The organism is Mesorhizobium sp. CA4, assembly GCF_020165075.1.
Classification (GTDB): Bacteria; Pseudomonadota; Alphaproteobacteria; order Rhizobiales; family Rhizobiaceae; genus Mesorhizobium.
The window spans coordinates 122,589-147,396 of sequence record NZ_JAIUHK010000001.1 but is presented as its reverse complement, the minus strand read 5'-3'; the positions used below and the strand labels follow the sequence as shown (position 1 = coordinate 147,396).

The following is a 24,808-nucleotide window of genomic DNA, read 5'->3' as shown; positions in this document are numbered from 1 at the left end:
GTTTGGCAGCGGTACGAGGAGGCCACTATGTGCCAGCGCCGGCCGGCCGACCCCACGGACCCAGGAGATGCGGCGGACCTGAGCATCATGGGGTATTTTGGATCGAGCCGGCTAGTCTACCCTCGTGCCGGCCTCGTCGTCTGTCTATACGTCGCAGATTTGCGCAAGACCTTATAAAAATCAACCATTTCTTAACCACCGTTAGCGAATCGCTTGGGTTAAGGTAAATTTGTAACCATGTTGGGTCGGCCGGGTATCAGCATCTTTCCCGAAGTATCTCTCCCGAAAGCGGGAACCGGTTTCGGGACAAAGACAGGAGCAGAGTTAAAACGCAAAGCGCATGAAGCGAATCCTGAAGATCGCGACGCGCTTCAGGCAGCCTTGGCGACGACCCGGTTGCGGCCGCCGCTTTTGGCTTCATAGAGCGCAAGGTCGGCGCGCTTCATCAGCGCCGCGACGCTGTCGGTTCCTTTCAGCAGCGAGGACACGCCGACGCTGACCGTGACCTCGATCGTCTTGCCGTCATTGCCGACCGCAAACGGCGCCTGCGCGATCTCGGCGCGGATACGCTCGGCCACCTTCTCGGCGACCGCGCCATCGGTATCCGGCATCACCACGACGAACTCCTCGCCGCCGAACCGGCAGGCGAGATCGATGCCGCGCACATTCTTGCGAAGCCGCCTAGCGAATTCGCGCAGCACATCGTCGCCGCCGTCATGGCCATAAGTGTCGTTGATCGACTTGAAGCGATCGAGATCGGTGATCATCACCGACAGCGGCCGCCGCCGCGCCACGGCGCGATCGAACAGCGTCTGCAGATGGCTGTCCAGGTAGCGCCGGTTATGCAGCCCGGTCAGCCCGTCGATTACAGCCATCTCGATGGTTTGGGCGACACTGGCGCGCAATTGGTCGTTATAGCGTTTGCGCCGCACCTGTGTGCGCAGGCGTGCCGTCAGCTCGTGCTGGTCGATCGGCCGGATCAGGTAGTCATTGATGCCGAGCTCCAGGCCGCGCAGGACGCGGCCCTCTTCGCCTTCGTCGGCGAGCAGCATGATCGGCAGGAAGCGGGTGCGGTCGAGCGAGCGCAGCTGCGAGCATAGCCTCAGCGCATCGAAGTCGGAGAAGGTGGTCGAGATCAGCACGCATTCATAAGCCGTCTCGGCTGCCTGGAAGAATCCCGCGTTCGGATCGGTTGCAACGTCGAGATCGGCGCTGTTGCGCAACATCTTCTGTATGCGTTCGACGGAAGTTTTGCGCTCGTCGATGAGGAGCACCTTCGGCTTGGCGTCTTCGGTCGCGAAATCGCGGCTCAGAAGCTCTTCGATGCCGATGTTGCGCGTGGTCGAGGCGCGCAGCCTGAGCTCGTCGGTCAGCGATTTCAGCCTGACGAGGCTCTTCACGCGCGTCATCAGTTGCAGGTCGTTGACCGGCTTGGTCAGAAAATCGTCGGCACCCGCCTCGAGGCCGCGCACCCTGTCCGAAACCTGGTCGAGCGCGGTGATCATGACGACGGGGATATGCGAGGTCGCCGGATCGCTCTTCAGGCGCCTGCAGACCTCGAACCCGTCCATATCCGGCATCATCACGTCAAGCAGCACGACATCGACCTTGCCGTTCTCGCAGGTTTCGATCGCATCCAGGCCGTTATTGGCGGTCAGCACCTCGAAATATTCGGCAAGCAGCCGAACCTCCAGCAGCCGCACATTGGCGGGGATATCGTCGACGACGAGGATCCGCGCGGTCATCTCAAAACTCCGGTTCTGCTGGTCTCGGGCATCAGGCGTCGCCCAGATAGGATTTGATCGTCTCGATGAAGCGCGGGACCGAGATCGGCTTGGAGATATAGGCCTCGCAGCCACCCTGGCGGATGCGCTCCTCATCGCCCTTCATGGCGAAAGCGGTGACGGCGATGACCGGAATCGAATGCAACTCGTCGTCTTCCTTCAGCCATTTCGTCACTTCCAGGCCGGAGACCTCGGGCAGCTGGATGTCCATGAGGATGAGGTCCGGCCGGTGCTGGCGCGCCAGATCCAGCGCTTCCAGCCCGTTGCGTGTGCGAACCGTATCGTAACCGCTGGCTTCGATGAGGTCCCGAAAGAGCTTCATGTTAAGCTCATTGTCCTCGACGATCATAACCTTCTTAGCCATCAGTTTCCCGTCCCGACCGCCCTCGAAGCCGAAAGCCGTCGCAATGCGTCCCCTTCGGACCGCACCCAACCCTTTTCCACTCTAGCCCAATATGATTGACGAAACGGAAACCGCAGGTTGGAAAGCTGCACCAATTCCACCTTCGGACGTTGTACGCGAGAGAGCGGAGGCTTGCCGCAAGCGACGCTTGCCGTTACTGCGGAAGGAGACTCGAAAAAATCCACAATTCCAAAGGTAGTGATGGCGAACGCAGCGTCAATGCGCGAGGAAGCGGAAACCATTGCCGTCAAGGCACTGGGCTTCGTCGCTGCCGATCCGGAGCTTCTACCCCGCTTCCTGGCGATCACCGGCATCGAGGCGAACTCGATCCGCAGGGCTGCCGCGGAGCCCGGCTTCCTGGCCGGCGTCCTGCAATTCATCCTTGCCCATGAGCCGACGCTGCTGCGCTTCGCCGAGGAGACCGGCACGCCGCCGGCCGCCGTTGGCAAGGCTTTGCGCGCCCTTCCGCTCGGCAACGACGATCACGAGCGCTCGACATGAGCGACGATCCCGAGACGGCGCGGCAGATTGAAGAGCTTGCCGCCGACGATCGCCCGCTGCTGGTGCTCGATGTCGATGACGTCGTGCTCGAATTCGTCCGGCCCTTCCCGCATTTCTTGAAAACGCGCGGCTTCGGACTGACGCTGGCATCCTTCCGCCTTACCGGCAACATCGCCGAAACGGCGACCGGGCGCCTGATCGAACAGCCGGAAGTGACGGCGCTGCTTGGCGAATTCTTCGACGCCCAGGCGGATTGGCAAAGCGTCACCGACGGCGCGGCGGATGCGCTGGCGATGCTCGGCCGAAGCGCCGAGATCGTCATGCTGACCGCCATGCCGCACAAGCACCGCGCCGTGCGCCGCGCGCATCTCGATGCGCTGGGACTCAACTACCCGCTGCTGACGACGGAGATGGCCAAGGGACCGGCCATTGCCAAACTGCGCGGCCTTAAAAGTCGGCCGGTCGCCTTCGTCGACGACCAGCCTTCCAATCTGGTCTCGGCGCGCAATTCCGTCACGGACGCGCACCTCTTCCATTTGATGGCCGACAATTCGCTGCGCGCCTTCCTGCCGCCGACGCCGGAAGACATCGTCTCAGTCGAGGACTGGCGCGATGCGGCGCCAAAGATCGCGAGCGCTCTCAGGCTTTAGTGCGAGCGATCAGGGCTGCAGCTTCGCCCCTGCCCCGCCATTGTCGCCGCCGTCCGAACCGTCGCCTCCGGTGGAATCATCCGTTCCGTTCGCGTCGTCATCGCCTGAATTGTCATCCTGGCCGGAGCTGTCGTCCTGGGCGGCATCCGGCCCCTTCAGCATCGCGCCGTTGACCGTGACGGATCCGTCGGCCTTGGTGTTGATCACCCACTCCAGGCGACCGTCCGGCAGCGTCTTGCCGAAGCCTTTGACGGCCAGGGCAAACGGGAAGGCCTGCGCCATTTGCTCATCGCTCTTGGCGCCTTCCTTCAGGGCGTCGACGATCTTGTCATAGCCGGCGATGTCGACGGTGACGCTCGCATCGGGTTTTTCGCCGGGAAACGTCATCTCGCCTTCCATCGCGAGCTCGACGTCGCCATTCTTCACCGTGCTGTGTCCGATGACGACCTTCGGATTCTTGGCCTTGAAATCGGCGACCAGAGCCTTGCCGAATTCATCCGAGAGCGGCGGATTCTTATTGAGATCAAAGGCTTCGATCGCCTTTTTCGCCATCGTATCAAGATCGATATTGGCGCCGCCGAAGTTCAGGTCGATGTCCGTGGGCAACAGCGGCACCGTCCATTCAGGCAGGGTCTGATGCGGGATTGTCAGACCGGAAGCCTTGATCGTGTAATCAACCTTGCCGTTCTGGGAGACGCCGTCCATGCCGAATGCGGTGCTGAACTGCGTGGCCCCGAATTTGCCGACAGGGCTCTCCACCTCGAAATTCTTGAAGCCGTAATTGCCGTCGATCCTTTCCCAGATGGGCAGCGCGGCCAGCATGAGCGATTTGAGCTCGGCCTGATTCGCCTTGAGCTTTGCTTCGTCCTCATTGGCCACGGCAAAGGCAAGCAGGTCGAGCAGCGGCTTCGTCCGCACGCCTTTGCCGTTCGCATCAACTGTCAGTTCCGGCGTTTTCAGCGTGACCGGGAAGTTCAATCCCTTTTCAGGATCATCGACTTTGATCATCTCGACAAAGTCCGAGACTTTTTGCGTGGCGGTGAAGTCGACGCCGCCATTGGCGGACTTGGTCGCGGTAACGGTGGCGGTGCCGGCGCCGGTCGAGACGTCTGCCTGCTGCTTGGCTTCTCGCGACGTCATGGTCATCCCGGCCAATGAGCTGGTCGCGCTGGTGAAGGCCGCAAGGGCCGGATCGTAGACGCTGGTCAACTTGCCGTCCTTGATCGCTAACTCCATGCTCTGACGGCCCTCCGGCCCGTCGAATTCGAAGGACGCGCCCTGCGAGAAATTCGACGAGACATCCCATGATCCGTCGCTGCGCGGCTTCACCATCAGCGCGTATGGCGCCATGTCGAATTTCAGGAGCTTCTGCTCCGGCAGCGCGTTGACGAGCGCTTTGATGTCGAGAGCGATCTTGTAGGCGTCGCCCTCGACCGAAACCTTGAGCACGCCCTTGTCGAAGGCCTGCTTGCCGAAATAGCGCGCCAGATTGTCGGACAGATCTTTGGCGCCTTGGCTGTCCACGGTCTGCGCAAAGGCGGGCGCGCTGAGCGCAAGGGCAAAGGCAAGTGGCAAAATACGCTTCACGTTGGTTCTCCGTGGTCCCGGAAGAATGATTATGCTTCTGGTAGGCAAGAAGCGTTACAGCCGCAAGACGCCGACTGTAGGCCAAAAGCGCATCCGGCTAAAGCACCAAGCGCATCAGCGGCCGGCCGGGCTTGCGCTCCACGAGCCTTTCGAAGCCGGCCTTCTCGAACACCCGCGACGAGCCGACGAAAAGCCCGATCGAACGCGAATCGCGCGACAGGTCGATCGGGCAGGCTTCCAGCAGCTTTGCGCCGTTCTCGCGGGCGAAGGCGATGCCGCCCTCGACGAGGCGATGCGTGATGCCTCGTCCCCTCGCCTTGACGCGGACGAAGAAGCAGGAGATCGCCCAGACAGTCGGCTCGTCGGCATCTGCCGGATCGACCGGGGCCGAGCCCCTGCCCTGATTGTTCCACTCCGGGATGTCGGCGCGCGGGCCGACCTGCATCCAGCCAACGGCCTTGCCGTCCTCGAAGGCGAGAAGTCCCGGCGGCGGACCGGCCTCGATTCGCGCCTTGATGAGATCCTTGTTGCGCTCCTTGTCGCTGGCGCGGCGTTCCGCCGGCGCCAGCCGGAAATGCGTGCACCAGCAGCCGTAACAGGCGCCCTGCTTGCCGAAGAGGTCCTCGAAATCGGCCCAGCGCTCAGGGGTCAACGGTGCTATGGTCGTGCTCATGCGTTCTCCCCAGGCCAAGCTTGTTGCCGGCCCTGCGCTGTCGTACCATTGCGTTTGTTCTCTTTATGTTCGCAGCGATGGCGGCTCCTGTCAACAATCCCGAACACGGTTTTTGCCGTGACTGCCTGGCGCTCCAGCGCTCGCAGACGCGTCGCTGCGATCGCTGCGGCAGTCCGCGCCTCGTCAGCCATGCCGAACTCTACCGGCTCAAGATCGCCCATATCGATTGCGACGCCTTCTACGCGGCGATCGAAAAGCGCGACAATCCGGCGCTGAAAGACAGGCCGGTCATCGTCGGCGGCGGCCGGCGCGGCGTCGTCTCCACCGCCTGCTACATCGCCCGCATCCAAGGCGTTCGCTCGGCCATGCCGATGTTCAAGGCGCTGGAACTCTGCCCGGAAGCGGTGGTGATCCCGCCCAATATGGAAAAATATGTCGGCGTCGGACGCGAGGTCCGCGCGTTGATGCAGGCGCTGACGCCGCAGGTCGAGCCGCTGTCGATCGACGAAGCCTTTCTCGACCTTGCCGGCACAGAGCGGCTGCACGGCATGCCGCCTGCACTGGTGCTGGCGCGCTTCGCGCAGACGGTGGAAAAGGAACTTGGCATCACTGTCTCGGCCGGCCTCTCCTACTGCAAGTTCCTGGCCAAGATCGCCTCGGATTTCCGCAAGCCGCGCGGCTTTTCGGTGATCGGCGAAGCCGAGGCGCCAGGTTTCCTCGCGGCGCAGCCGGTGACGATGATCTGGGGCGTCGGCAAGGCGCTAGCCGCGACGCTGGAGCGCGACGGCATCCGCATGATCGCGCAATTGCAGCGCATGGAGCGCGGCGACCTGATGCGCCGCTACGGCGTGATGGGCGACCGGCTCTATCGGCTGTCGCGCGGCGAGGACGACCGCGCGGTCGATCCCGACGGCGATGCCAAGAGCGTGTCGGCCGAGACCACCTTCGACACCGACATCGCCGCTCTGGCGGAGCTGGTGCCAGTGCTGCGCGGCCTGTCGGAAAAGGTCTCGGCGCGGCTGAAGAAATCAGGCATCGCCGGACGCACGGTGGTGCTGAAGCTGAAGACGCAGGATTTCAAGACCCGCAACCGCAACCGCCAGCTCGGCGACCCGACACGCCTGGCCGACCGCATCTTCCAGACCGGGCTCGACCTTTTGCGCCGCGAGGCCGACGGCACAAAATTCCGCCTGCTCGGCATCGGCGTCAGCGATCTTTCCGACGATGAAAAAGCCGATCCGCCGGATCTGGTCGACCTGCAGTCGCGCAAGCGTGCGCTGGCCGAAGACGCGATGGACACCTTGCGCGACAAGTTCGGCAGAAAAGCCGTCGAAACCGGCTATACATTCGGCAAAGGCCGCGCCGCCAATCCGCCCGAACCGCTTGAAGAGTGACGTTTAGAGCAATTCCAGGAAAAGTGTGAGCGGTCAGGCGCGGCGGCTTCGCCGTCGCCTTCCGTCCGGAATTGCGTCAAAGCAAAGGTCAGCTGCGCTCGAGATCGATCCGGCTCGTCACCACCATCTTGCCTGTCACCGGATCCATGTCGGTCACCGTCATGCGCATATTGTCCGGCCCGATCTTCTCGACCGTCAGCTCCGCGTCGCGGTCGCCATTGACGATTTTCGCCCAGTGGATGTCGAGATTGATCGCGTCGCCCTTGCGGCTTCCGCTCAGCCCCGCGGGCCCGCTGCGCGAGCCGATATAGGTGCCGGTGTAGCTTGCCCCGCTGACTTTCAGGTCGGCGCGTATTTCCCGTGACATGATCAGCAGTGCGCGGCAGGTGCCGCCAAGCGACAGCGAGTTCGCCGTCGCGTCCGAGGTGAAGGTGCAGTTGATATTCATCACCGGGGTGTTGGTTCTGATCCTGACGGTGCCCTTGCCGGAAAACTTTCCCTGCAGCGAGCGCAGAAACGCTGCTTCGTCGGCATGCGCGCCCGTCGAACAGAAAAGGCAAGCGGCGGCCAACAAGACGGCAGTCGATTTCATCAAGGCGTTCCCCTCTCGCGATCGCTAGAACAATTCCAGGAAAAGTATGACGCCGTTTCGGCCGGCATCTTCCGAAGGACGACGGAAGCGTGGACTTAACAGACGCTGCGGCGGCAAGGTTCCGCCGTCGCTATGACGGTTTTTTGACATCCCGATTGGCTGGCCCAGTGGAATGGCGCCACTAACGGTTGCGGCCCAAGTCCAGGCTTGCGACATAGGCGCCTAAATGGCGCCCGCTCCCTCGATCCCAAAAGCCGCATTCTGGATGGCTCTGTCAATCGCCTCGATGCTGGCGATGTCGGTTGCCGGCCGCGAGACGACGGCCGAGCTCAACGTCTTCCAGGTGCTGGAACTGCGCTCGGTGATCGGCTTCTTCATCCTTTTGCCGCTGGTGGTGATGAGCGGCGGTTTCGCCGCAATGCGCACCGGGCGCCCTTTCGCCCACATCGCCCGCAATGTCGTCCACTACACCGGCCAGGCTGCGTGGCTCTACGCGCTGACGCTCATTCCGCTCGCCGTGCTGATCTCCATCGAGTTCACGACTCCGATCTGGACGGCGATTCTCGCGGCCAGTTTTCTGGGGGAAAGACTGTCCCGATCAAAACTGACGGCGATCGTGCTTGGCCTGATCGGCGTGGTGATCATCGTGCGCCCCAGCGCGGGCTCGATGGATCCCGGCCACATCGTCGTGCTCGGCGCCGCGGTCTGCTTCGGTATCTCGATGGTGTTGGTGAAGTCGATGACCAGGACCGAAAGCGTGGTGCGCATCATCTTCTGGATGCTGATCATCCAGTCGGTAGTTGGCTTGATCCCGGCCCTCTATAACTGGCACAACCCTTCGCCCGGGATCTGGCCATGGATCTTCCTCATCGCTTTCACCGGCATGTCGTCGCATTTCTGCCTAGCCCGCGCGCTGGTCCACGCCGATGCCACGATCATCTCGCCGATGGATTTCCTGCGCGTGCCGCTGACGGCGCTGGTCGGCTGGCTGCTCTATCATGAGCAGGTCGACGTCTTCACCGCCGGCGGCGCGGCTCTGATTCTCGCCGGCAATTTGCTCAACCTGCAGAAGAAGACGCCGCGCGCGGCCGAAGCAGAAGCGGCAACGCCCTGAGCTAAACCAACTCGACCTCAACCACACCGGGCACAGCCCGCATCGCCGATGCGACTTGCGGCGAGATACGGTAGCGATTGGGCAATTCGATCTCGACCTCGCCCTGTCCGGCGTCCTTGATCAACACGAAGCTCACCTGCCCCTCGCCTTTCACCGAAAGCTGATTGGCGAGCGTGCCGAGAGGTGCCGCATCGCGCACGAAGATGCGCAGTGCCTTCTGGATGCGGCTGGCTTCGTCCTCCAGCGACTGCACGGTCTGGATACGCAGATTGATGCCTTCCGGCCGGTCTTCGGCCGAAACGGTGATCACCACCGAGCGCCCCGGCTCCAGCATGTCGCGATACTGCGCCAGCGCCTCGGAAAACAGCACCGCCTCGTACTGACCAGTCGTATCTGAAAACTGCACCACACCCATCTTGTTGCCGGTGCGGGTCTTGCGCTCCTGCTTGGTGGTGACGGTGCCGGCGAGCCTCCCGGCCGCAGCGCCCCGTTTCACCGCCGCGGAAAACTCCGCCCAGTTCTGCACCCGCATCTTCTGGAGCGCGGCCTTGTACTCGTCCAGCGGATGCGCCGAGAGGTAGAAGCCCACCACCTGGAACTCGCGATGCAGCCGGTCCGCGGCGAGCCACGGATCGGTCGCGGGCAGGTTGAGCGCCTGCGATTGGCTCCCGAGCGATGCGCCGAAAATGTCGGCCTGGCCGGAAATGGCGTTCTGCTGCGCCAGCGAGGCCAGGCCCATCATGCGCTCGACGCCGGCCATCATCTGGGCCCGGTCGTGGCCGAAGCAATCGAGCGCGCCGGCCATGATCAGGCTTTCGAAGACGCGCTTGCCGACGATCTTCGGATCGACGCGCTCGCAGAAGTCGGCAAGGTTCTTGAACGGCTTCTCGCCGCGCTTCTCGACGATGTGCTCGACCGCCGCGTCGCCGACGCCCTTCAGCGCCGCGAGCGAATAGAAGATCTTGTTCTCGCCGACCTCGAATGGACGGAAGCTGGTCATCACCGACGGCGCCACCACCTCGATGCCGAGGCGCATGGCATCCTGGCGGAAATCGGCCAGCTTGTCGGTATTGCTCATGTCGAGCGTCATCGACGCCGCCAGGAACTCGACCGGGTAATGCGCCTTAAGATAGGCGGTCTGGTAGGAAACGACCGCGTAAGCCGCCGCGTGCGATTTGTTGAAGCCGTAGTCGGCGAACTTGGCCAGGAGATCGAAGATGAAGTCGGCCTGCGGCTTTGAGACGCCGCGCTCGACCGCGCCGGAGACGAAGCGCTCGCGCTGCTTGTCCATCTCGGCGCGGATCTTCTTGCCCATGGCGCGGCGCAGAAGGTCGGCTTCGCCGAGCGAATAGCCGGACAGCTCCTGCGCGATCTGCATCACCTGTTCCTGGTAGACGATGACGCCTTGCGTCTCCTTCACCAGATGGTCGATCTTGGGATGGATCGAGGCCATCTCCTCCTCGCCATGCTTTCTGGCGTTGTAGGTCGGGATGTTCTCCATCGGACCGGGACGGTAGAGCGCCACCAGCGCGATGATGTCCTCGATGCAGTCCGGCCGCATGCCGATCAGCGCCTTGCGCATGCCCGCACTTTCAACCTGGAACACGCCGACCACCTCGCCGCGCGACAGCATGGCGTAGGTGTCGGGATCGTCGAGAGGTATCGTCGCGAGATCGATGTCGACGCCGCGCCGCCGTATCAGCTTCACCGCCGTTTCCAGCACAGTCAGCGTCTTCAGGCCGAGGAAGTCGAATTTCACCAGCCCCGCCTGCTCGACATATTTCATGTTGAACTGGGTGACCGGCATGTCCGAGCGCGGATCGCGGTACATCGGCACCAGCTCGGACAGCGGCCGGTCGCCGATGACGATGCCGGCGGCGTGCGTCGAGGCATGGCGGTAGAGGCCTTCGAGCTTCTGCGCCGTGTCGAGCAGCGTCTGCACGATCGGCTCCTTCTCCGCTTCCTCGGCGAAGCGCGGCTCATTGGCGATGGCGTCCGCCAGCTTGACCGGATTGGCCGGGTTCTGCGGCACCATTTTGCTCAGCTTGTCGACCTGGCCGTAAGGCATCTGCAGCACGCGGCCGACGTCGCGCAGCACCGCGCGTGCCTGCAGCGTACCGAAGGTGATGATCTGGCCGACCTGGTCGCGCCCGTATTTCTGCTGGACGTAGCGGATGACCTCCTCGCGCCGGTCCTGACAGAAGTCGATGTCGAAGTCCGGCATCGAGACGCGGTCGGGGTTGAGGAAGCGCTCGAACAGCAGCGAGAAGCGCAGCGGATCGATGTCGGTGATGGTGGTCGAATAGGCGACCAGCGAGCCGGCGCCCGAACCGCGCCCCGGCCCGACCGGAATGCCTTGCGACTTGGCCCATTTGATGAAGTCGGCGACGATCAAGAAGTATCCCGGAAACTTCATCTTCTCGATGATGCCGAGCTCGAATTCGAGCCGTTCGCGATACTGCTCGACCGTATAGCCGGGCGTAGGCCCGTGTTTGGCGAGTCGCGCCTCCAGACCCTCTCGCGCCTGACGGGCAAGCTCTGCTGCCTCGGCCTTCTCGGCCGCATCCTTGTCGGCGGCGTCGGCGCCGGTGAAACGCGGCAGGATCGGGCTGCGGTTCTTCGGATAATAGGAACAGCGCATGGCGATCTCGACCGTGTTGTCGATCGCTTCCGGCAGGTCGGAGAAGAGCCGCGCCATTTCGGCCTGGCCGCGCAGGAAATTGTCCGGTGAAAGCCGCCGGCGATTGTCCGCGGCGACCACCGAGCCTTCGGCAATCGCAATCAGCGCGTCATGGGCCTCGTAGTCATCGCGCTTGGAGAAGAAAGCCTCGTTGGTGGCGACCAGCGGCAGGTCGTGCGTGTAGGCCAGGTCGACCGTCGACTTTTCGACCATGCGGTCGTAGCCGGCGACCCGCTCCAATTCGACATAAAGCCTGTCGCCGAACAGGCCCTTGAGGAACAGCAGCCTCTGTTCGGCGAGGTCACGCCGGTCCGCTTTGAGCGCGCTGCCGATCGGACCGCGCGGCCCGCCGGTCAGACAGATCAGCCCGTCGCACCGATCTTCCAGCATAGCGCTGGTCAAATGCACCGGCTCGCCGGGCGGCGTCTCGAGATAGACCTTGCTTATCAGCCGAACGAGATTGGCATAGCCAGCCTCGCTGGCGGCGATCAGCACGACCGGCGACATCTCCGGCCCATGCCGGCGGCGGTCGCGCTGGCTGTCGCTCGCCTCACCGGAAAAGGCGAGATCTATCTGGCAGCCGATGATCGGCTGGATGCCGTCCTTGACCGCCTTCTGCGCGAATTCGAGCGCGCCGAACAGGTTGTTGGTATCGGTGACCGCAATCGCCGGCGCCTCATCTTTGACCGCATGGCCGACGATCGCGCCAAGCTGAAGCGCGCCTTCGAGCAGTGAATAGGCCGAATGCACGCGCAGATGGATAAAGGTGCGCGCCGGCGCTTCAGGCCGCGCGGCCTTCACGGCTGCTTCGCGCTGCAACGGGTCGCGTGGAAGTCGTTCATCCGCCATATCTTTTCGCGCTATCCCAAAGACTCAGTCCAAGCAGATGTATTGTCCCGAACGGGGCCATGCCAGTCCAGCACAAATGACCCACAGGGCACAGGCTTGCGACCCGGTACCGCCTCTTCTCAGGCGAATTCCATGATCACGGCATCGACCGCGAGGCTGTCCCCCGGTTTGGCGTTGAGCTTCGCCACGGTGAGATCGCGTTCGGCGCGCAGCACGTTTTCCATTTTCATCGCTTCCACCACGGCCAGCGTCTCGCCGGCCTTGACCTCTTGGCCCTCGGCAACGGCAATCGAGACGACGAGGCCTGGCATCGGGCAGAGCAGCATCTTCGAGGTGTCTGGCGGCAGTTTCTCCGGCATCAGCCTTTCAAGCTCGGCCGTGCGCGGCAGCATGGCTCGGGCCGTCACCGACATGCCTTTCCAGGCAATCCGCAGCCCGTTCAGCGCGGGACGGATCTGGGCTGCGATGCTGTTGCCGCCGACCGTGCCCTGCCAGATCGCGTCGCCTGGCCGCCAGTCGGAGGCGACCGTCAACGGCTTGCCGCCTTCGATCGACAGGTCGACCTCCATCGGGATGGAGACCATGCCGTCGACGATTTCGACGGGCAGATAGTCAGCGCCGATCTTTACCACCCAGTCGCGCTTGAGATGTCCGGAATGCGGCGCCAGCCGCCCGCTGAGGCGGTCGAGCCGGTCGCGACGCAACAGTTCGATCGCCGTTGCGACGGCGGCGAATACCGCCCTCTCCTCGCCATCCGGCGCGACCGGCGAAAAACCGTCCGGATATTCCTCGGCGATGAAGCCTGTCGACAGCCGCCCCTCGCGCCAGCGCGGATGCTGCATCAGCGCCGAAAGGAACGGGATGTTATGCTCGATGCCGTCGACGACGAACCTGTCCAGCGCCTCCGACATGGCGTCGATGGCTTCCAGCCTAGTCAGCGCCCAGGTGCAGAGCTTGGCCACCATCGGGTCATAGAACATCGAGATCTCGGACCCTTCGGTGACGCCGGTGTCGTTGCGGATGACGGTTTCGCCGAACGTACCCTCCTCCGGCGGCCGATACCGCGTCAGCCGGCCGATCGACGGCAGGAAGTTGCGGAAGGGATCTTCGGCGTAAAGGCGGCTTTCCACCGCCCAGCCGTTCAGCTTCACGTCGCTCTGCTTGATGCCGAGCTTCTCGCCGGCGGCGACGCGGATCATCTGCTCGACCAGGTCGATGCCGGTGACCAGTTCGGTCACCGGGTGCTCGACCTGCAATCGCGTATTCATTTCAAGGAAATAGAAGTTCTTGTCCTTGTCGACGATGAACTCGACCGTGCCGGCGCTCTGGTAGTCGACGGCTTTCGCCAGCGCCACCGCCTGCTCGCCCATCGCCTTTCTGGTCTTGGCATCGAGGAATGGCGACGGCGCCTCCTCGACCACTTTCTGGTTGCGGCGCTGGATCGAGCATTCACGCTCGCCAAGGTAAAGGGCGGTGCCATGCGCGTCGGCCAGCACCTGGATCTCGATGTGGCGGGGATCCACGACGAACTTCTCGATGAAGACGCGGTCGTCGCCGAAGGAGCTTTTCGCTTCCGAGCGCGCCCGCTCGAAACCGTCGCGCACCTCCGACTTGTTCCAGGCGATGCGCATGCCCTTGCCGCCGCCGCCGGCCGAGGCCTTGATCATCACCGGATAGCCGATCTCGCCGGCGATCCTTTCGGCGTGGTCGGCGTCTTCGATGACGCCCAGCCAGCCGGGCACGGTCGAGACCTTGGCCTGGCTGGCAAACTTCTTCGATTCGATCTTGTCGCCCATCGCCTTGATGGCCCTGGGCTTCGGCCCGATGAAGACGATGCCTTCCTCCTCCAGCGCCTCGCAGAAAGAGGCGCGTTCCGAGAGGAAACCATAGCCCGGATGCACGGCTTCGGCGCCGGTTTCCTCGCAGGCGGCGATGATCTTCTCAGGGACCAGATAGCTCTGTGCCGCCGGTGAAGGCCCGATATGCACCGCTTCGTCGGCCATTTCGACATGCATGGCATCGCGATCGGCATCCGAATAGACCGCAACGGTGGCAATGCCCATATTGCGCGCCGTCTTGATCACGCGGCAGGCGATCTCGCCGCGATTGGCGATCAGGATCTTCTTGAACATTCGGATGTCGTTCCTCCGGCGAAGCGGTCCAGTTCTATGGACAATTCCGGTGCGCCTCAAGAGCCCACGGCCGGCTCCCACGGCTGGCACCGATTGCAGGAACCGCGCCGAAAAAGGTCGCAAGAGACGTTGGCCGCCGGCGCGGAACTCGCTAATGTTACCCCAAAGGGGCGGCAGGCTGGCATTCGCTACCGACAGCTTGCCGTTAGCTGAAACTTACAGATCGCTTGGGAGGAGTGCCTCATGAAAACGCGTGCCGCCGTTGCCGTTGCCGCCGGAAAGCCGCTGGAAATCATGGAGGTGGACCTCGAAGGACCGCGCGACGGCGAGGTGCTGGTCGAGGTCAAGGCGACCGGCATCTGCCACACCGACGAGTTCACCCTGTCGGGCGCCGATCCGGAAGGGCTGTTCCCGGCGATCCTCGGCCATGAGGGCGCGGGGATCGTGGTGGATGTCGGCAAGGGCGTGACCTCGGTCAGGAAGGGCGACCATGTCATCCCGCTCTACACGCCCGAATGCCGGCAGTGCCCGTCATGCCTGTCGCGCAAGACCAATCTCTGCACCGCCATCCGCGCCACGCAGGGGCAAGGGTTGATGCCGGACGGCACCTCGCGCTTCTCGATGGGCAAGGACAAGCTCTTCCATTACATGGGCTGCTCGACCTTCTCCAACTTCACCGTGCTGCCGGAGATCGCGGTCGCCAAGGTCAATCCCGACGCCCCCTTCGACAAGATCTGCTACATCGGCTGCGGCGTGACGACCGGCATCGGCGCCGTCATCAACACCGCCAAGGTCGAGCAGGGCGCAACCGCCGTGGTCTTCGGCCTCGGCGGCATCGGCCTCAACGTCATCCAGGGTCTTCGCCTTGCCGGTGCCGACATGATCATCGGCGTCGATGTCAATAACGACAAGAAGGCCTGGGGCGAGAAGTTCGGCATGACGCATTTCGTCAATCCGAAGGAGATCGACGGCGACATCGTGCCTTACCTGGTCAACATGACCAAGCGCGGTGCCGACCAGATCGGCGGCGCCGACTATACCTTCGACTGCACCGGCAACACCAAGGTGATGCGCCAGGCGCTGGAAGCCTCGCATCGCGGCTGGGGCAAGTCGGTCATCATCGGCGTTGCCGGCGCCGGCCAGGAGATTTCGACGCGGCCCTTCCAGCTGGTCACCGGCCGCACCTGGATGGGCACCGCCTTCGGCGGCGCGCGCGGCCGCACCGACGTGCCGAGGATCGTCGACTGGTACATGGACAAAAAGATCCAGATCGACCCGATGATCACCCACACGCTGAAACTCGACGACATCAACAAGGGCTTCGACCTCATGCATGAGGGCAAGTCGATCCGCAGCGTCGTGGTTTACTAGTGAAGGAAGTTCGAATTCGCTTCGTCGACCACAAGAAGTCGACGATCGATCGGATACGGAACTTCGGCGAGGACTTGGGCGCAGTTTTCGGGAGAACAAGCACGTCGAAATCGACTGCATGAGATCGATCGCGCGAAGACGAAATCGCCTATCTCGTGCATGGCAGGTTCTTGAGGAGGAGCTTGAGCGAGGTGCATCGACTGCTGAAAGTGCACTTCATGGAAAGTGAGGTGGTCATCGACACTGGGTCGGCATGACCAAAACATGGGAGGAAACAGGAATGGCCGAAAAACTGCATCATTCGATCGACAACGGCTTGCCGAGGGAAAGCGCATCCTTCTCCGGCGGCACGCTGGTCTGCCTGTGCACCAGCAATCCGGTGAAGGTGAAGGTCAAGGGCCAGATCGCCCACAACCATGCCTGCGGCTGCACCAAGTGCTGGAAGCCGGAAGGCGCCATCTTCTCGGTGGTGGCCGTTGCCGGCACAGGCGATGTCACCGTCACCGAGAACGGCGACAAGCTCAAGGTGGTCGACCCCTCGGCGCTGATCCAGCGCCATGCCTGCACAAGCTGCGGCGTCCACATGTACGGCCCGGTCGAGCGCGATCATCCCTTCAAGGGCCTGTCCTTCATCCATCCCGAGCGTTTCGAGGAGGATGGCTGGTCGCCGCCGGGCTTCGCCGCTTTCGTGTCGTCGATTATCGAATCCGGCGTCGATCCGAGCCGCATGGACGGCATCCGCAGCCAGCTGAGGTCGATCGGGCTCGAGCCCTATGACTGCCTCAGCCCCGGCCTGATGGACTATATCGCCACCTGGACGGCCAAGAAGTCCGGAGCCTTGGCGGCCTGACAAATCTCGCGATGTCTGCCATGGGGCTGGCTGACACGCCGGCCCCATATTCGTTTGGAAGCAACGATGCCCGAGCCCATCATCTATGTCGATGCCGATGCCTGTCCGGTGAAAGCCGAGGTCGAGAAGGTGGCGGAGCGCCATGGCGTCATCGTCACCTACGTTTCGAATGGCGGCCTGCGCCCATCGCGCGATCCGATGATCCGCAACGTCGTCGTCTCGAAAGGCGCGGATGCAGCGGACGACTGGATCGTCGAGAATGCAAGATCCAATGACATTGTGGTGACCGCCGACATCCCGCTTGCCGCACGCACGGTGGCTCTCGGCGCGCATGTGCTGGGACCCACCGGCCGCCCCTTCACGGTGGAGACCATCGGCATGGCCGTGGCCATGCGCGACCTCAAGCAGCATCTGCGCGAGACCGGCGAGAGCCGCGGCTTCAACGCCTCCTTCACGCAGAAGGACAGGTCGCAGTTCCTCGGCGAGCTCGACCGCATCTTGCGGCGCGCGCTCAAATCCGTCACACCGGACTGATCCAAAATCTTCAAGGGCCTCGGGCCATGGGTGACGATCTCAAGACGCCGATGCATCGGCACATGCAGTTCGCCCTCGCCGCGGCCATCGGCATCGTCGCGCTGCTGCTTGCCTTGTTGCTGCGCTGGCCTCTGCCCTATTCCATCGGCGCCAACGTGTTCTTCGTGAGCTACATCGCCCTGGTGCTGGCCCTGATGCCGAGCCTTACCGGACGCTATCTCAGCAAGAACGCGCGCTCGACAGATCTGCCCGTCTTGCTGATCTTCGCCGTCACGCTCTTTGTCGTTGGCGCAGCCATCGTCTCGCTCTTCCTGCTCATCAACCGGAAGGATGCCGCTCATCCGCTGCAGCTCGCCTTCGCGATGCTCTCGATCCCGCTCGGCTGGTTCACCATCCACTCCATGGCTTCGCTCCACTATGCGCATGTCTATTGGAAGGATGGCGACGAGATCGATGCGAAAACCCAGAAGAAAATGCCGGTTGGCGGCCTCGATTTCCCGGGCGGCAAAAGGCCGGATGGCTGGGACTTTCTCTATTTCGCAACGGTGGTCGGCATGACGGCGCAGACGGCGGACACGGCCATCACCACCTCGCAAATGCGCCTGGTGGTGCTTGTCCACTCGATCCTGACCTTTTTCTTCAACACGGTGATCGTCGCGGCGGCAGTCAATCTCGCGGTCAGCCTGGGCTCTCCATAATAAATCCGTGATCGCACGAAACATTGCCTTGTGCGGCGACGTATTGAGGGGGAGACAATGACCTGAGAAGCCGCCTCCCGATGGCGGCCGGAGGCAAGATGGATAATGTTGCCAACAACCAGTCCGCGACCGAGGCGGACGGCAAGGACACGGCCCTCATCTATCGGCAATCGCGCTGGACGCGGTTGACCCATTGGATCTGGGCTTTCTCGCTGTTCTTCATGCTGCTTTCCGGCCTGCAGATCTTCAATGCGCGGCCGCAGCTTTATATCGGCAAGCAATCCGGCTTCGAATTCAACAACACCATCCTCCAGATCGGCGCCGAAAACACCGCCAACGGTCCGCGCGGCTTCACTGAAATCTTCGGTCATCGCTTCGACACCACCGGCGTGCTCGGCTGGTCGGGTCCGCCGGGACAAGAGACGCCCCGCGCCTTCCCTTCCTGGGCGACGATCCCGTCCTATTACGACCTCGGCACCGCCCGCGTCGTGCACTTCTTCTTCGCCTGGATCCTGACCACGACGCTGCTCGTCTGGCTGATCGCCAGCCTGATCAACGGCCATATCCGCCGCGATCTCGCTCCGCGCGTGTCAGACCTGCGCAAGCTACCGCGCGACATCGTCGATCATGCGAAGCTGAAGTTCCATCACACGAGGGAATACAACACGCTGCAGAAAATGGCCTATGGCGGCGTGCTCTTCGTGCTCTTGCCGCTGATGATCATCACCGGCCTCGCAATGTCGCCGAGCATGAATTCGGTATTGCCCTGGCTCAACGAAATCCTCGGCGGCCGGCAGACGGCTCGCACCATCCACTTCACCGTCATGCTGCTGCTTGTCCTTTTCTTCGTCGTCCACATCCTGATGATCCTCGCCGCCGGCCCGATCAACGAGCTGCGCTCGATCATCACCGGCTGGTACCGCACCGACCCGCCTGCGAAGCACGCCGAGCCGACCGAGAGGAGCGCCTGACATGGCAAAATTTGAGATCAGTCGCCGCAAGTTCCTGACCGCCGGCAGCCTCGGCCTGTCGGGCATCGCGCTGTCGGGTTGTGATGTATTCGACAGCGGCCTCAGCATCGGTGGCGGCCTGCGCAGCTTCCTCGAAAACGCCAACGGCCTGACCTGGCGCGCCCAGCGCCTGCTCGCCGGCCGCGACACGCTGGCGCCGGAATTCACCGAAGCCGACATCCGTCAGCCGCAGCGGCCGAACGGCGTCACGGCGCCCGATGACGACACCTACAAAGGTCTGCTCGCCAACAATTTCGCCGACTGGCGCCTCGAGGTGACCGGTCTGGTCGAGAAGCCGCTGTCGCTGAGCCGCGAGCAGCTCCAGAACATGCCGAGCCGCACGCAGATCACCCGCCATGACTGCGTCGAAGGCTGGAGCTGCATCGCCAAATGGACCGGCACACCGCTGTCGCTGGTGCTCGACCAGGCGGTGGTCAAGCCGCAGGCCCGCTACGTCATGTTCCACTGCCTCGACACGATCGAGCAAAGCCTGTCCGGCGACATCAAATATTACGGTACTATTGACCTGATCGACGCCCGCCATCCGCAGACGATTCTGGCCTATGGCCTGAACGGCAAGCCGTTGCCGGTCGAGAACGGCGCGCCGCTGCGTGTGCGGGTCGAGCGCCAGCTCGGCTACAAGATGCCGAAATACCTTTCCAAGATCGAGCTGGTCGACAGTTTCGCCAATGTCGGGGGCGGCCGCGGCGGTTATTGGGAAGACAATGGCTACGACTGGTATGGCGGGATTTGATGGCCCCTCGCCTGCAGGCCGAGCACGATCTTGCGCCGGCCGAGCTTATTGCCATCGAGGAACGTCTCAACGACGGCAACCGGCGGCTGACCGGTCGTGGTGATGACCGTGCCCTCGTCTTTGCGTTGCGGGATGAAAAAGGCCGCGCCGTCGGGGCCGCCGCGGGCTATTCCTGGGCCGGCATTGCCGAGCTCACGCTGATGTGGGTTGACGAGACCCACCGAGGCCTTGGCCACGGCAGGAAGCTACTCGATGCCTTCGTCGCGGAGGCTGCCGCGCGCGGCTCGCTGCGGATATGGGTTTCGACCCACGACTTCCAGGCGCCTGGCCTGTACGAAAAGGCCGGCTTCGAGCGCATGGCCGAACTGACCGGCTGGCCCGAAGGCCATTCCAACGTCATCCTTTGCAAGACACTTGCAGGAAACGCCTAGGCCACTCTCTCAAACAGCGGTTTAAGCGCCGGATGGATTTTCCGGCGAAGCCTGCCTGATCAGCGTCAGCGACGCGCGCCCGCTGTCGCGTAGCGGCCGCTGGCCACCGCCGACCCGCTCGGCCAGCCATTCGGCATTGCCGGCATCGATCGTCTCGGCGCTCTTTATCGGCGCGCTTTAAATGTCGCTGGGAGGTGACAAGGTGTCGCCGACGGGCTATGGATGGCGCGTCGAGGACTCAGGCGACTGAGTCCTTCCTGTTTGCGGGAGAGAGCAGCGCAAGCTGTCGCCGAAGGGGAAATCGCCCGAAATCTCTCAGGCAAAAGAACCGTGCACGGGAAAGACAACTCTGGAAAGTCGGGAATCTTCCCGCGCCGAAGGTGTAAGCGCTGCCGACAGAGTTACGGGGCGCGAGTCTCTCAGGCTTCAGACAGAGGGGCACGACTAGGCCGCCAATGGCGGTCGTTTGCCGTGCGACTCTGGAGAAGACATGACAGGCGAAGACACCAGACACCTACCCCTTGAGGATTTGCATCAGGCCGCGGGCGCGCGTTTCGGCGCCTTCGCCGGCTGGTCGATGCCGCTCACCTACCCGCCCGGCGTGATGAAGGAGCATCTTCACACGCGCGAGCATGCCGGCCTGTTCGACATCTCGCATATGAAGCTGTTCGAGGTCTCCGGTCCGGGGGCCACCGCATTGTTGAACCGTGCCTGCCCGCTCGATGCCGGCGCGCTGGAAATTTCCCAGTCCAAATACACCTTCTTCCTCAACGAGGCGGCCGGCATCATCGACGATCTGATCGTCACCCGCCTGGGCGATGACCGTTTCATGGTGGTGGCCAATGCCGGCAACGCGGTGGAGGACGAGAAGCATCTGCGCGCCCTGGCCGCCGATTTCGATGCCAAGATCGAGCCGCTCGACCGCGTCTTCCTGGCGATCCAGGGTCCGGAAGCGTGGGCCGCCCTGTCCCGAGCCGGCATCGAAACCGGCTCGCTGCTCTTCATGCACGGCATCGAGCCGCGTCAAAACTGGTTCATGAGCCGCTCCGGCTACACCGGCGAGGACGGTTTCGAGATCGGCCTGCCGGAGAAGGACGCACGGGATCTGGTCGCGACACTGCTGGGGGACGAGCGCGTGCAGTGGATCGGCCTTGCTGCGCGCGACAGCCTGCGGCTCGAAGCCGGTCTTTGTCTGCATGGCCAGGACCTGACGCCGGAAATCGACCCGGCAAGCGCGGGATTGATGTGGGCGATTCCCAAGGAAGTTCGCGCTTCCGGCCATTTCATAGGCGCCGACGCGCTGCGCTCGATCATCGAGCGCGGGCCGTCGCAGAAGCGCGTCGGCCTGAAGCCCGACGGTCGCCAGCCAGTTCGCGCCGGCGCGGCGCTCGTCGATGCCGGCGGCAATCCGGCCGGCCACGTCACCTCAGGCGGCTTCGGCCCTTCGACGGGACACCCGGTCGCCATGGGCTACGTCAACACCGCGCTGGCCAAAGCCGGTACGAAACTCTTCGCCGATGTCCGCGGGGCGCAAATCCCGGTCGACGTCGCGTCCCTGCCCTTCACCCAACACCGCTACCGCAAAGGATGATTTCCGGATGGCAAAGACCTATTTCACTGAAGACCATGAATGGCTCCGCGTCGAAGGCGGCGTCGCCACTGTCGGCATCACCGACTATGCGCAGGAACAGCTTGGCGATCTTGTTTTCGTCGAGCTGCCGGAGATCGGCCGCAAGCTCGCCAAGGGCGATACGGCCGTGGTCGTCGAATCCGTCAAGGCGGCATCGGACGTCTACGCGCCGGTCGACGGAGAGATCACCGAGGCAAACGCTTCGCTGTCGGCCGACCCCTCGCTGGTCAATTCGGCCGCGACCGGCGACGGCTGGCTCTGGAAGATGAAGCTGGCCGACGAAGGCCAGCTCGACAGCCTCATGGATGAGGCCGCCTACAAAGCCCATATCGGCTGATACCAGGACATAGAGACATGACCGCAGCGCTTACTCCCTTCTCGGCCCGCCATATCGGCCCCGACGTCAACGATGTCAGAGCCATGCTTGCCGTGCTCGGCGTTCCGTCCGTCGAAACGCTGATCAGCCAGGCCGTGCCGAGATCGATCCGCCTCGACCGACCGCTCAACCTGCCCGCTCCAGCGAGCGAAGCGGAAGCACTGGCCGAACTGTCTGCGATCATGGCGAACAACACGGTGCTGAAAAGCTTCATCGGCGCCGGCTATCATGGTGTCTTCGTGCCGCCGGTCATCCAGCGCAATCTGTTCGAGAACCCGGCCTGGTACACGGCCTACACACCCTACCAGGCCGAGATCAGCCAGGGCCGGCTGGAAATGCTGTTCAACTTCCAGACCCTGGTCACCGAGCTCACCGGCCTGCCGGTGGCGTCCGCCTCGCTGCTCGATGAAGCCACCGCCGTCGCCGAAGCCGTCGGCATCGCGTTGCGCCACCACCGCGACAAGCGCACCAAGGTAACGCTTGCCGGCACACCGCATCCGCAGACGCTGGACGTCGTGCGCACCCGCGCCGAGCCGCTCGGCATCGAGGTCGATGGCGAGACGATCGATGACAACACCGCCGCCCTGCTCGTCTCCTGGCCGGACACGCTCGGCGTCTATGGCGACCACAAGGCGGCGATCGAGAAGGCCCGCGCTGCCGGCGCGCTGGTCGTCTTCATCGCCGATCCGCTGGCGCTGACGCTGACGGATGCGCCGGCGAAGCTTGGCGCCGACATCGCCGTCGGCCCGATGCAGCGCTTCGGCGTGCCGATGGGTTTCGGCGGTCCTCACGCCGCCTATTGCGCCGTCTCCGACAGGCTGACCCGCCTGATGCCCGGCCGTCTCGTCGGCCAGTCGACCGACACCAAGGGCCGCCCCGGCTACCGGCTGGCGCTGCAGACGCGAGAGCAGCATATCCGCCGCGACAAGGCCACCTCCAACATCTGCACCGCGCAGGCGCTGCTGGCCAACATGGCGACGGCCTATGCGATTTGGCACGGCCCTGCCGGCCTGCAGGCGATTGCCGGGCAGGTCCATAGCCTTGCCGACCGTCTTGCCGCAGGTCTCAGGGCAGCAGGCGTTTCCGTGCTCGGCACAAGCCGCTTCGACACCGTGACCGCGGAGGTGAAGGGCAAGGCCGCTGCAATAGCCGCTGCCGCCGAGAAGACCGGCAGGCTGCTGCGCCTTATCGATACCGATCGCATCAGCGTCGCTTTCGACGAGACCTCGACGGAAGCCGATCTCGAGGCGATCGCCGCCCTGTTCGGGGCCAAGCCCGGCGCAGCCGAAGGCAATTCCATGCCCGGCAAGCCGCGCGGCAAGGAATTCCTGACCCAGCCGGTCTTCCATGACAACCATTCCGAAACCGAGATGATGCGCTTCCTGCGCCGGCTGGCCGACAAGGACCTGGCGCTTGACCGCGCCATGATCCCGCTCGGCTCCTGCACCATGAAGCTCAACGCCGCCGCCGAGATGATGCCGGTGAGCTGGCCGAGTGTCGCCAACCTGCATCCCTTCGCGCCGGCCCGCCATTCGGCAGGCTATCGCAAGATGGCCGGCGACCTGGAGGCCTGGCTGTCGGAGATCACCGGGTTCGACGCCGTCAGCCTGCAGCCCAATGCCGGCAGCCAAGGCGAATATGCGGGCCTGCTCGCCATCCGCGCCTACCATCGCGCGCGCGGCGAAGGCCACCGCACCGTTTGCCTGATCCCGTCCTCCGCGCATGGCACCAATCCGGCGAGTGCTGCGATGGTCGGGATGAATGTCGTCGTCGTGCGTTGCCTCGATGACGGCAATATCGACATGGACGATTTGCGCGCCAAGGCCAACGAGCATTCCAAGAACCTCGCGGCGCTGATGTTCACCTATCCTTCGACGCATGGCGTCTACGAGGAAGGCGCGCGCCATCTGTGCGCGCTGATCCACGAGCATGGCGGCCAGGTCTATTTCGACGGCGCCAACCTCAACGCCCTGGTCGGCCTCGCCCGCCCCGGCGACATCGGTGCCGACGTCTGCCACATGAACCTGCACAAGACCTTCTGTATCCCGCATGGCGGCGGCGGCCCGGGCGTCGGCCCGATCGGCGTCAGGGCGCATCTGAAACCCTATCTGCCTGGCCACGTCACCGAGGGTTCGGCGCATGCCGTGGCGGCGGCTCCTTTCGGCAGCGCGTCGATCCTGCCGATCACCTGGATGTATATCCGCATGATGGGCGGCTCCGGCCTGAAGCAGGCGACGGAAACGGCGATTGTTTCGGCCAACTATGTGGCGACGCGGCTCGCGCCGCACTACCCGCTGCTCTACAAGGGTCGGAGCGATCGCATCGCGCATGAGTGCATCCTCGACACCCGCGTGCTCAAGGAGAGCGCCGGCATCAGCGTCGACGATATCGCCAAGCGCCTGATCGACTACGGCTTCCATGCGCCGACCATGTCGTTTCCGGTTGCCGGCACGCTGATGGTCGAGCCGACCGAGTCCGAGCCCAAGCGTGAGCTTGACCGTTTTTGCGAGGCGATGATCGCCATCGCCGGGGAGGCGGCGAAAGTGGCGAAGGGCGAGTGGCCGTCCAACGACAACCCGCTGGTCAATGCCCCGCACACCGCGGCGGAGGCGCTTGCCGGCGAGTGGAAGCATCCCTATTCTCGGCTGGAGGCGGTCTATCCGGCGGGCGACGCCGATCTGGCGGCGAAATACTGGCCACGGGTCTCGCGCATCGACAACGTCGCCGGCGACCGCAACCTGGTCTGCTCCTGCCCGCCGCTGTCGGAATATCTCGGCGCCGCGGAGTAGCGTTGC

At 63.6% G+C, this 24,808-nt stretch carries 21 protein-coding genes and 1 riboswitch; of the genes, 14 read left to right on the top strand and 7 right to left on the bottom strand.

Features of this window, described 5'->3' with window-relative positions; genetic code table 11:
- Positions 1–371: 371 nt before the first annotated feature.
- Complete coding sequence (locus LB528_RS00725) at positions 372–1,745, bottom strand: PleD family two-component system response regulator (RefSeq protein WP_224713492.1); 1,374 nt, start codon at positions 1,743–1,745, stop codon at positions 372–374.
- A 31-nt stretch (positions 1,746–1,776) separates the two neighbouring features.
- On the bottom strand, positions 1,777–2,148 hold the full coding sequence (locus LB528_RS00720) for a response regulator (RefSeq protein ID WP_040995610.1): 372 nt from the start codon (positions 2,146–2,148) through the stop codon (positions 1,777–1,779).
- 240 nt (positions 2,149–2,388) lie between these two features.
- Between LB528_RS00720 and LB528_RS00715 the strand changes: the two genes are divergently transcribed.
- Together LB528_RS00715 and LB528_RS00710 are read left to right on the top strand one after the other, a co-directional pair.
- Positions 2,389–2,688, top strand: a complete 300-nt coding sequence (locus LB528_RS00715) for a DUF3572 domain-containing protein (protein ID WP_040982364.1) — start codon at positions 2,389–2,391, stop codon at positions 2,686–2,688.
- Entirely contained in the window at positions 2,685–3,338 is a 654-nt protein-coding gene (locus LB528_RS00710) for a hypothetical protein (RefSeq protein ID WP_224713491.1), read from the top strand. Before LB528_RS00715 ends, LB528_RS00710 begins: the two co-directional genes overlap by 4 nt.
- Before the next feature lie 9 nt (positions 3,339–3,347).
- On the opposite strand, the gene LB528_RS00705 is transcribed toward LB528_RS00710, so the two are convergent.
- On the bottom strand, positions 3,348–4,925 hold the full coding sequence (locus tag LB528_RS00705; protein ID WP_224713490.1) for a hypothetical protein: 1,578 nt from the start codon (positions 4,923–4,925) through the stop codon (positions 3,348–3,350).
- A gap of 97 nt (positions 4,926–5,022) precedes the next feature.
- Positions 5,023–5,598: a GNAT family N-acetyltransferase gene (locus LB528_RS00700; RefSeq protein ID WP_224713489.1), complete on the bottom strand. Its 576-nt coding sequence runs from the start codon at positions 5,596–5,598 to the stop codon at positions 5,023–5,025.
- 65 nt (positions 5,599–5,663) lie between these two features.
- Here LB528_RS00700 and LB528_RS00695 point away from each other — a divergent pair, with 65 nt between their 5' ends.
- Positions 5,664–6,992 (top strand): DNA polymerase IV, encoded by a 1,329-nt coding sequence (locus LB528_RS00695; protein ID WP_224713488.1) that lies wholly within the window; start codon positions 5,664–5,666, stop codon positions 6,990–6,992.
- An 88-nt stretch (positions 6,993–7,080) separates the two neighbouring features.
- Here the strand turns inward: LB528_RS00695 and LB528_RS00690 are convergent, their stop codons facing one another.
- Positions 7,081–7,584 (bottom strand): hypothetical protein, encoded by a 504-nt coding sequence (locus tag LB528_RS00690; protein ID WP_224713487.1) that lies wholly within the window; start codon positions 7,582–7,584, stop codon positions 7,081–7,083.
- A 226-nt stretch (positions 7,585–7,810) separates the two neighbouring features.
- On the opposite strand from LB528_RS00690, the gene LB528_RS00685 reads away from it, so the two are divergent.
- Complete coding sequence (locus LB528_RS00685; protein WP_224713486.1) at positions 7,811–8,698, top strand: DMT family transporter; 888 nt, start codon at positions 7,811–7,813, stop codon at positions 8,696–8,698.
- A gap of 1 nt (position 8,699) precedes the next feature.
- Here LB528_RS00685 and dnaE read toward each other — a convergent pair whose 3' ends face one another.
- Positions 8,700–12,227, bottom strand: a complete 3,528-nt coding sequence (gene dnaE / locus LB528_RS00680; protein WP_224713485.1) for a DNA polymerase III subunit alpha — start codon at positions 12,225–12,227, stop codon at positions 8,700–8,702.
- Between the two features lie 119 nt (positions 12,228–12,346).
- The gene (locus tag LB528_RS00675) at positions 12,347–14,359 is read right to left on the bottom strand and encodes an acetyl/propionyl/methylcrotonyl-CoA carboxylase subunit alpha (protein ID WP_224713484.1); all 2,013 of its coding nucleotides are present in this window, start codon (positions 14,357–14,359) and stop codon (positions 12,347–12,349) included.
- A gap of 243 nt (positions 14,360–14,602) precedes the next feature.
- Here LB528_RS00675 and LB528_RS00670 point away from each other — a divergent pair, with 243 nt between their 5' ends.
- The 10 genes from LB528_RS00670 to gcvP all read left to right on the top strand — a co-directional run bounded on the left by LB528_RS00670 (position 14,603) and on the right by gcvP (position 24,802).
- Positions 14,603–15,730: an S-(hydroxymethyl)glutathione dehydrogenase/class III alcohol dehydrogenase gene (locus LB528_RS00670; RefSeq protein WP_224713483.1), complete on the top strand. Its 1,128-nt coding sequence runs from the start codon at positions 14,603–14,605 to the stop codon at positions 15,728–15,730.
- 280 nt (positions 15,731–16,010) lie between these two features.
- Positions 16,011–16,580: an S-(hydroxymethyl)glutathione synthase gene (gfa, locus tag LB528_RS00665; RefSeq protein ID WP_224713482.1), complete on the top strand. Its 570-nt coding sequence runs from the start codon at positions 16,011–16,013 to the stop codon at positions 16,578–16,580.
- A gap of 66 nt (positions 16,581–16,646) precedes the next feature.
- Positions 16,647–17,114: a YaiI/YqxD family protein gene (locus LB528_RS00660; RefSeq protein ID WP_224713481.1), complete on the top strand. Its 468-nt coding sequence runs from the start codon at positions 16,647–16,649 to the stop codon at positions 17,112–17,114.
- A gap of 26 nt (positions 17,115–17,140) precedes the next feature.
- The gene (locus LB528_RS00655) at positions 17,141–17,812 is read left to right on the top strand and encodes a DUF1345 domain-containing protein (protein WP_224713480.1); all 672 of its coding nucleotides are present in this window, start codon (positions 17,141–17,143) and stop codon (positions 17,810–17,812) included.
- Positions 17,813–17,910: 98 nt separating this feature from the next.
- Entirely contained in the window at positions 17,911–18,783 is an 873-nt protein-coding gene (locus LB528_RS00650) for a cytochrome b/b6 domain-containing protein (protein ID WP_224713479.1), read from the top strand.
- A gap of 1 nt (position 18,784) precedes the next feature.
- Entirely contained in the window at positions 18,785–19,576 is a 792-nt protein-coding gene (locus LB528_RS00645; protein WP_224713478.1) for a molybdopterin-binding protein, read from the top strand.
- Positions 19,576–20,007 (top strand): GNAT family N-acetyltransferase, encoded by a 432-nt coding sequence (locus LB528_RS00640; protein ID WP_224713477.1) that lies wholly within the window; start codon positions 19,576–19,578, stop codon positions 20,005–20,007. The genes LB528_RS00645 and LB528_RS00640 overlap by 1 nt, the downstream gene beginning before the upstream one ends.
- Before the next feature lie 254 nt (positions 20,008–20,261).
- Positions 20,262–20,348: riboswitch (glycine riboswitch) on the top strand.
- Between the two features lie 149 nt (positions 20,349–20,497).
- A complete protein-coding gene (gene gcvT / locus LB528_RS00635) occupies positions 20,498–21,598 on the top strand; it encodes a glycine cleavage system aminomethyltransferase GcvT (protein WP_224713476.1) in 1,101 nt (366 codons plus the stop codon).
- 7 nt (positions 21,599–21,605) lie between these two features.
- A complete protein-coding gene (gcvH, locus tag LB528_RS00630; RefSeq protein ID WP_224586633.1) occupies positions 21,606–21,974 on the top strand; it encodes a glycine cleavage system protein GcvH in 369 nt (122 codons plus the stop codon).
- 17 nt (positions 21,975–21,991) lie between these two features.
- Complete coding sequence (gcvP, locus tag LB528_RS00625) at positions 21,992–24,802, top strand: aminomethyl-transferring glycine dehydrogenase (protein WP_224713475.1); 2,811 nt, start codon at positions 21,992–21,994, stop codon at positions 24,800–24,802.
- Positions 24,803–24,808: the final 6 nt, after the last annotated feature.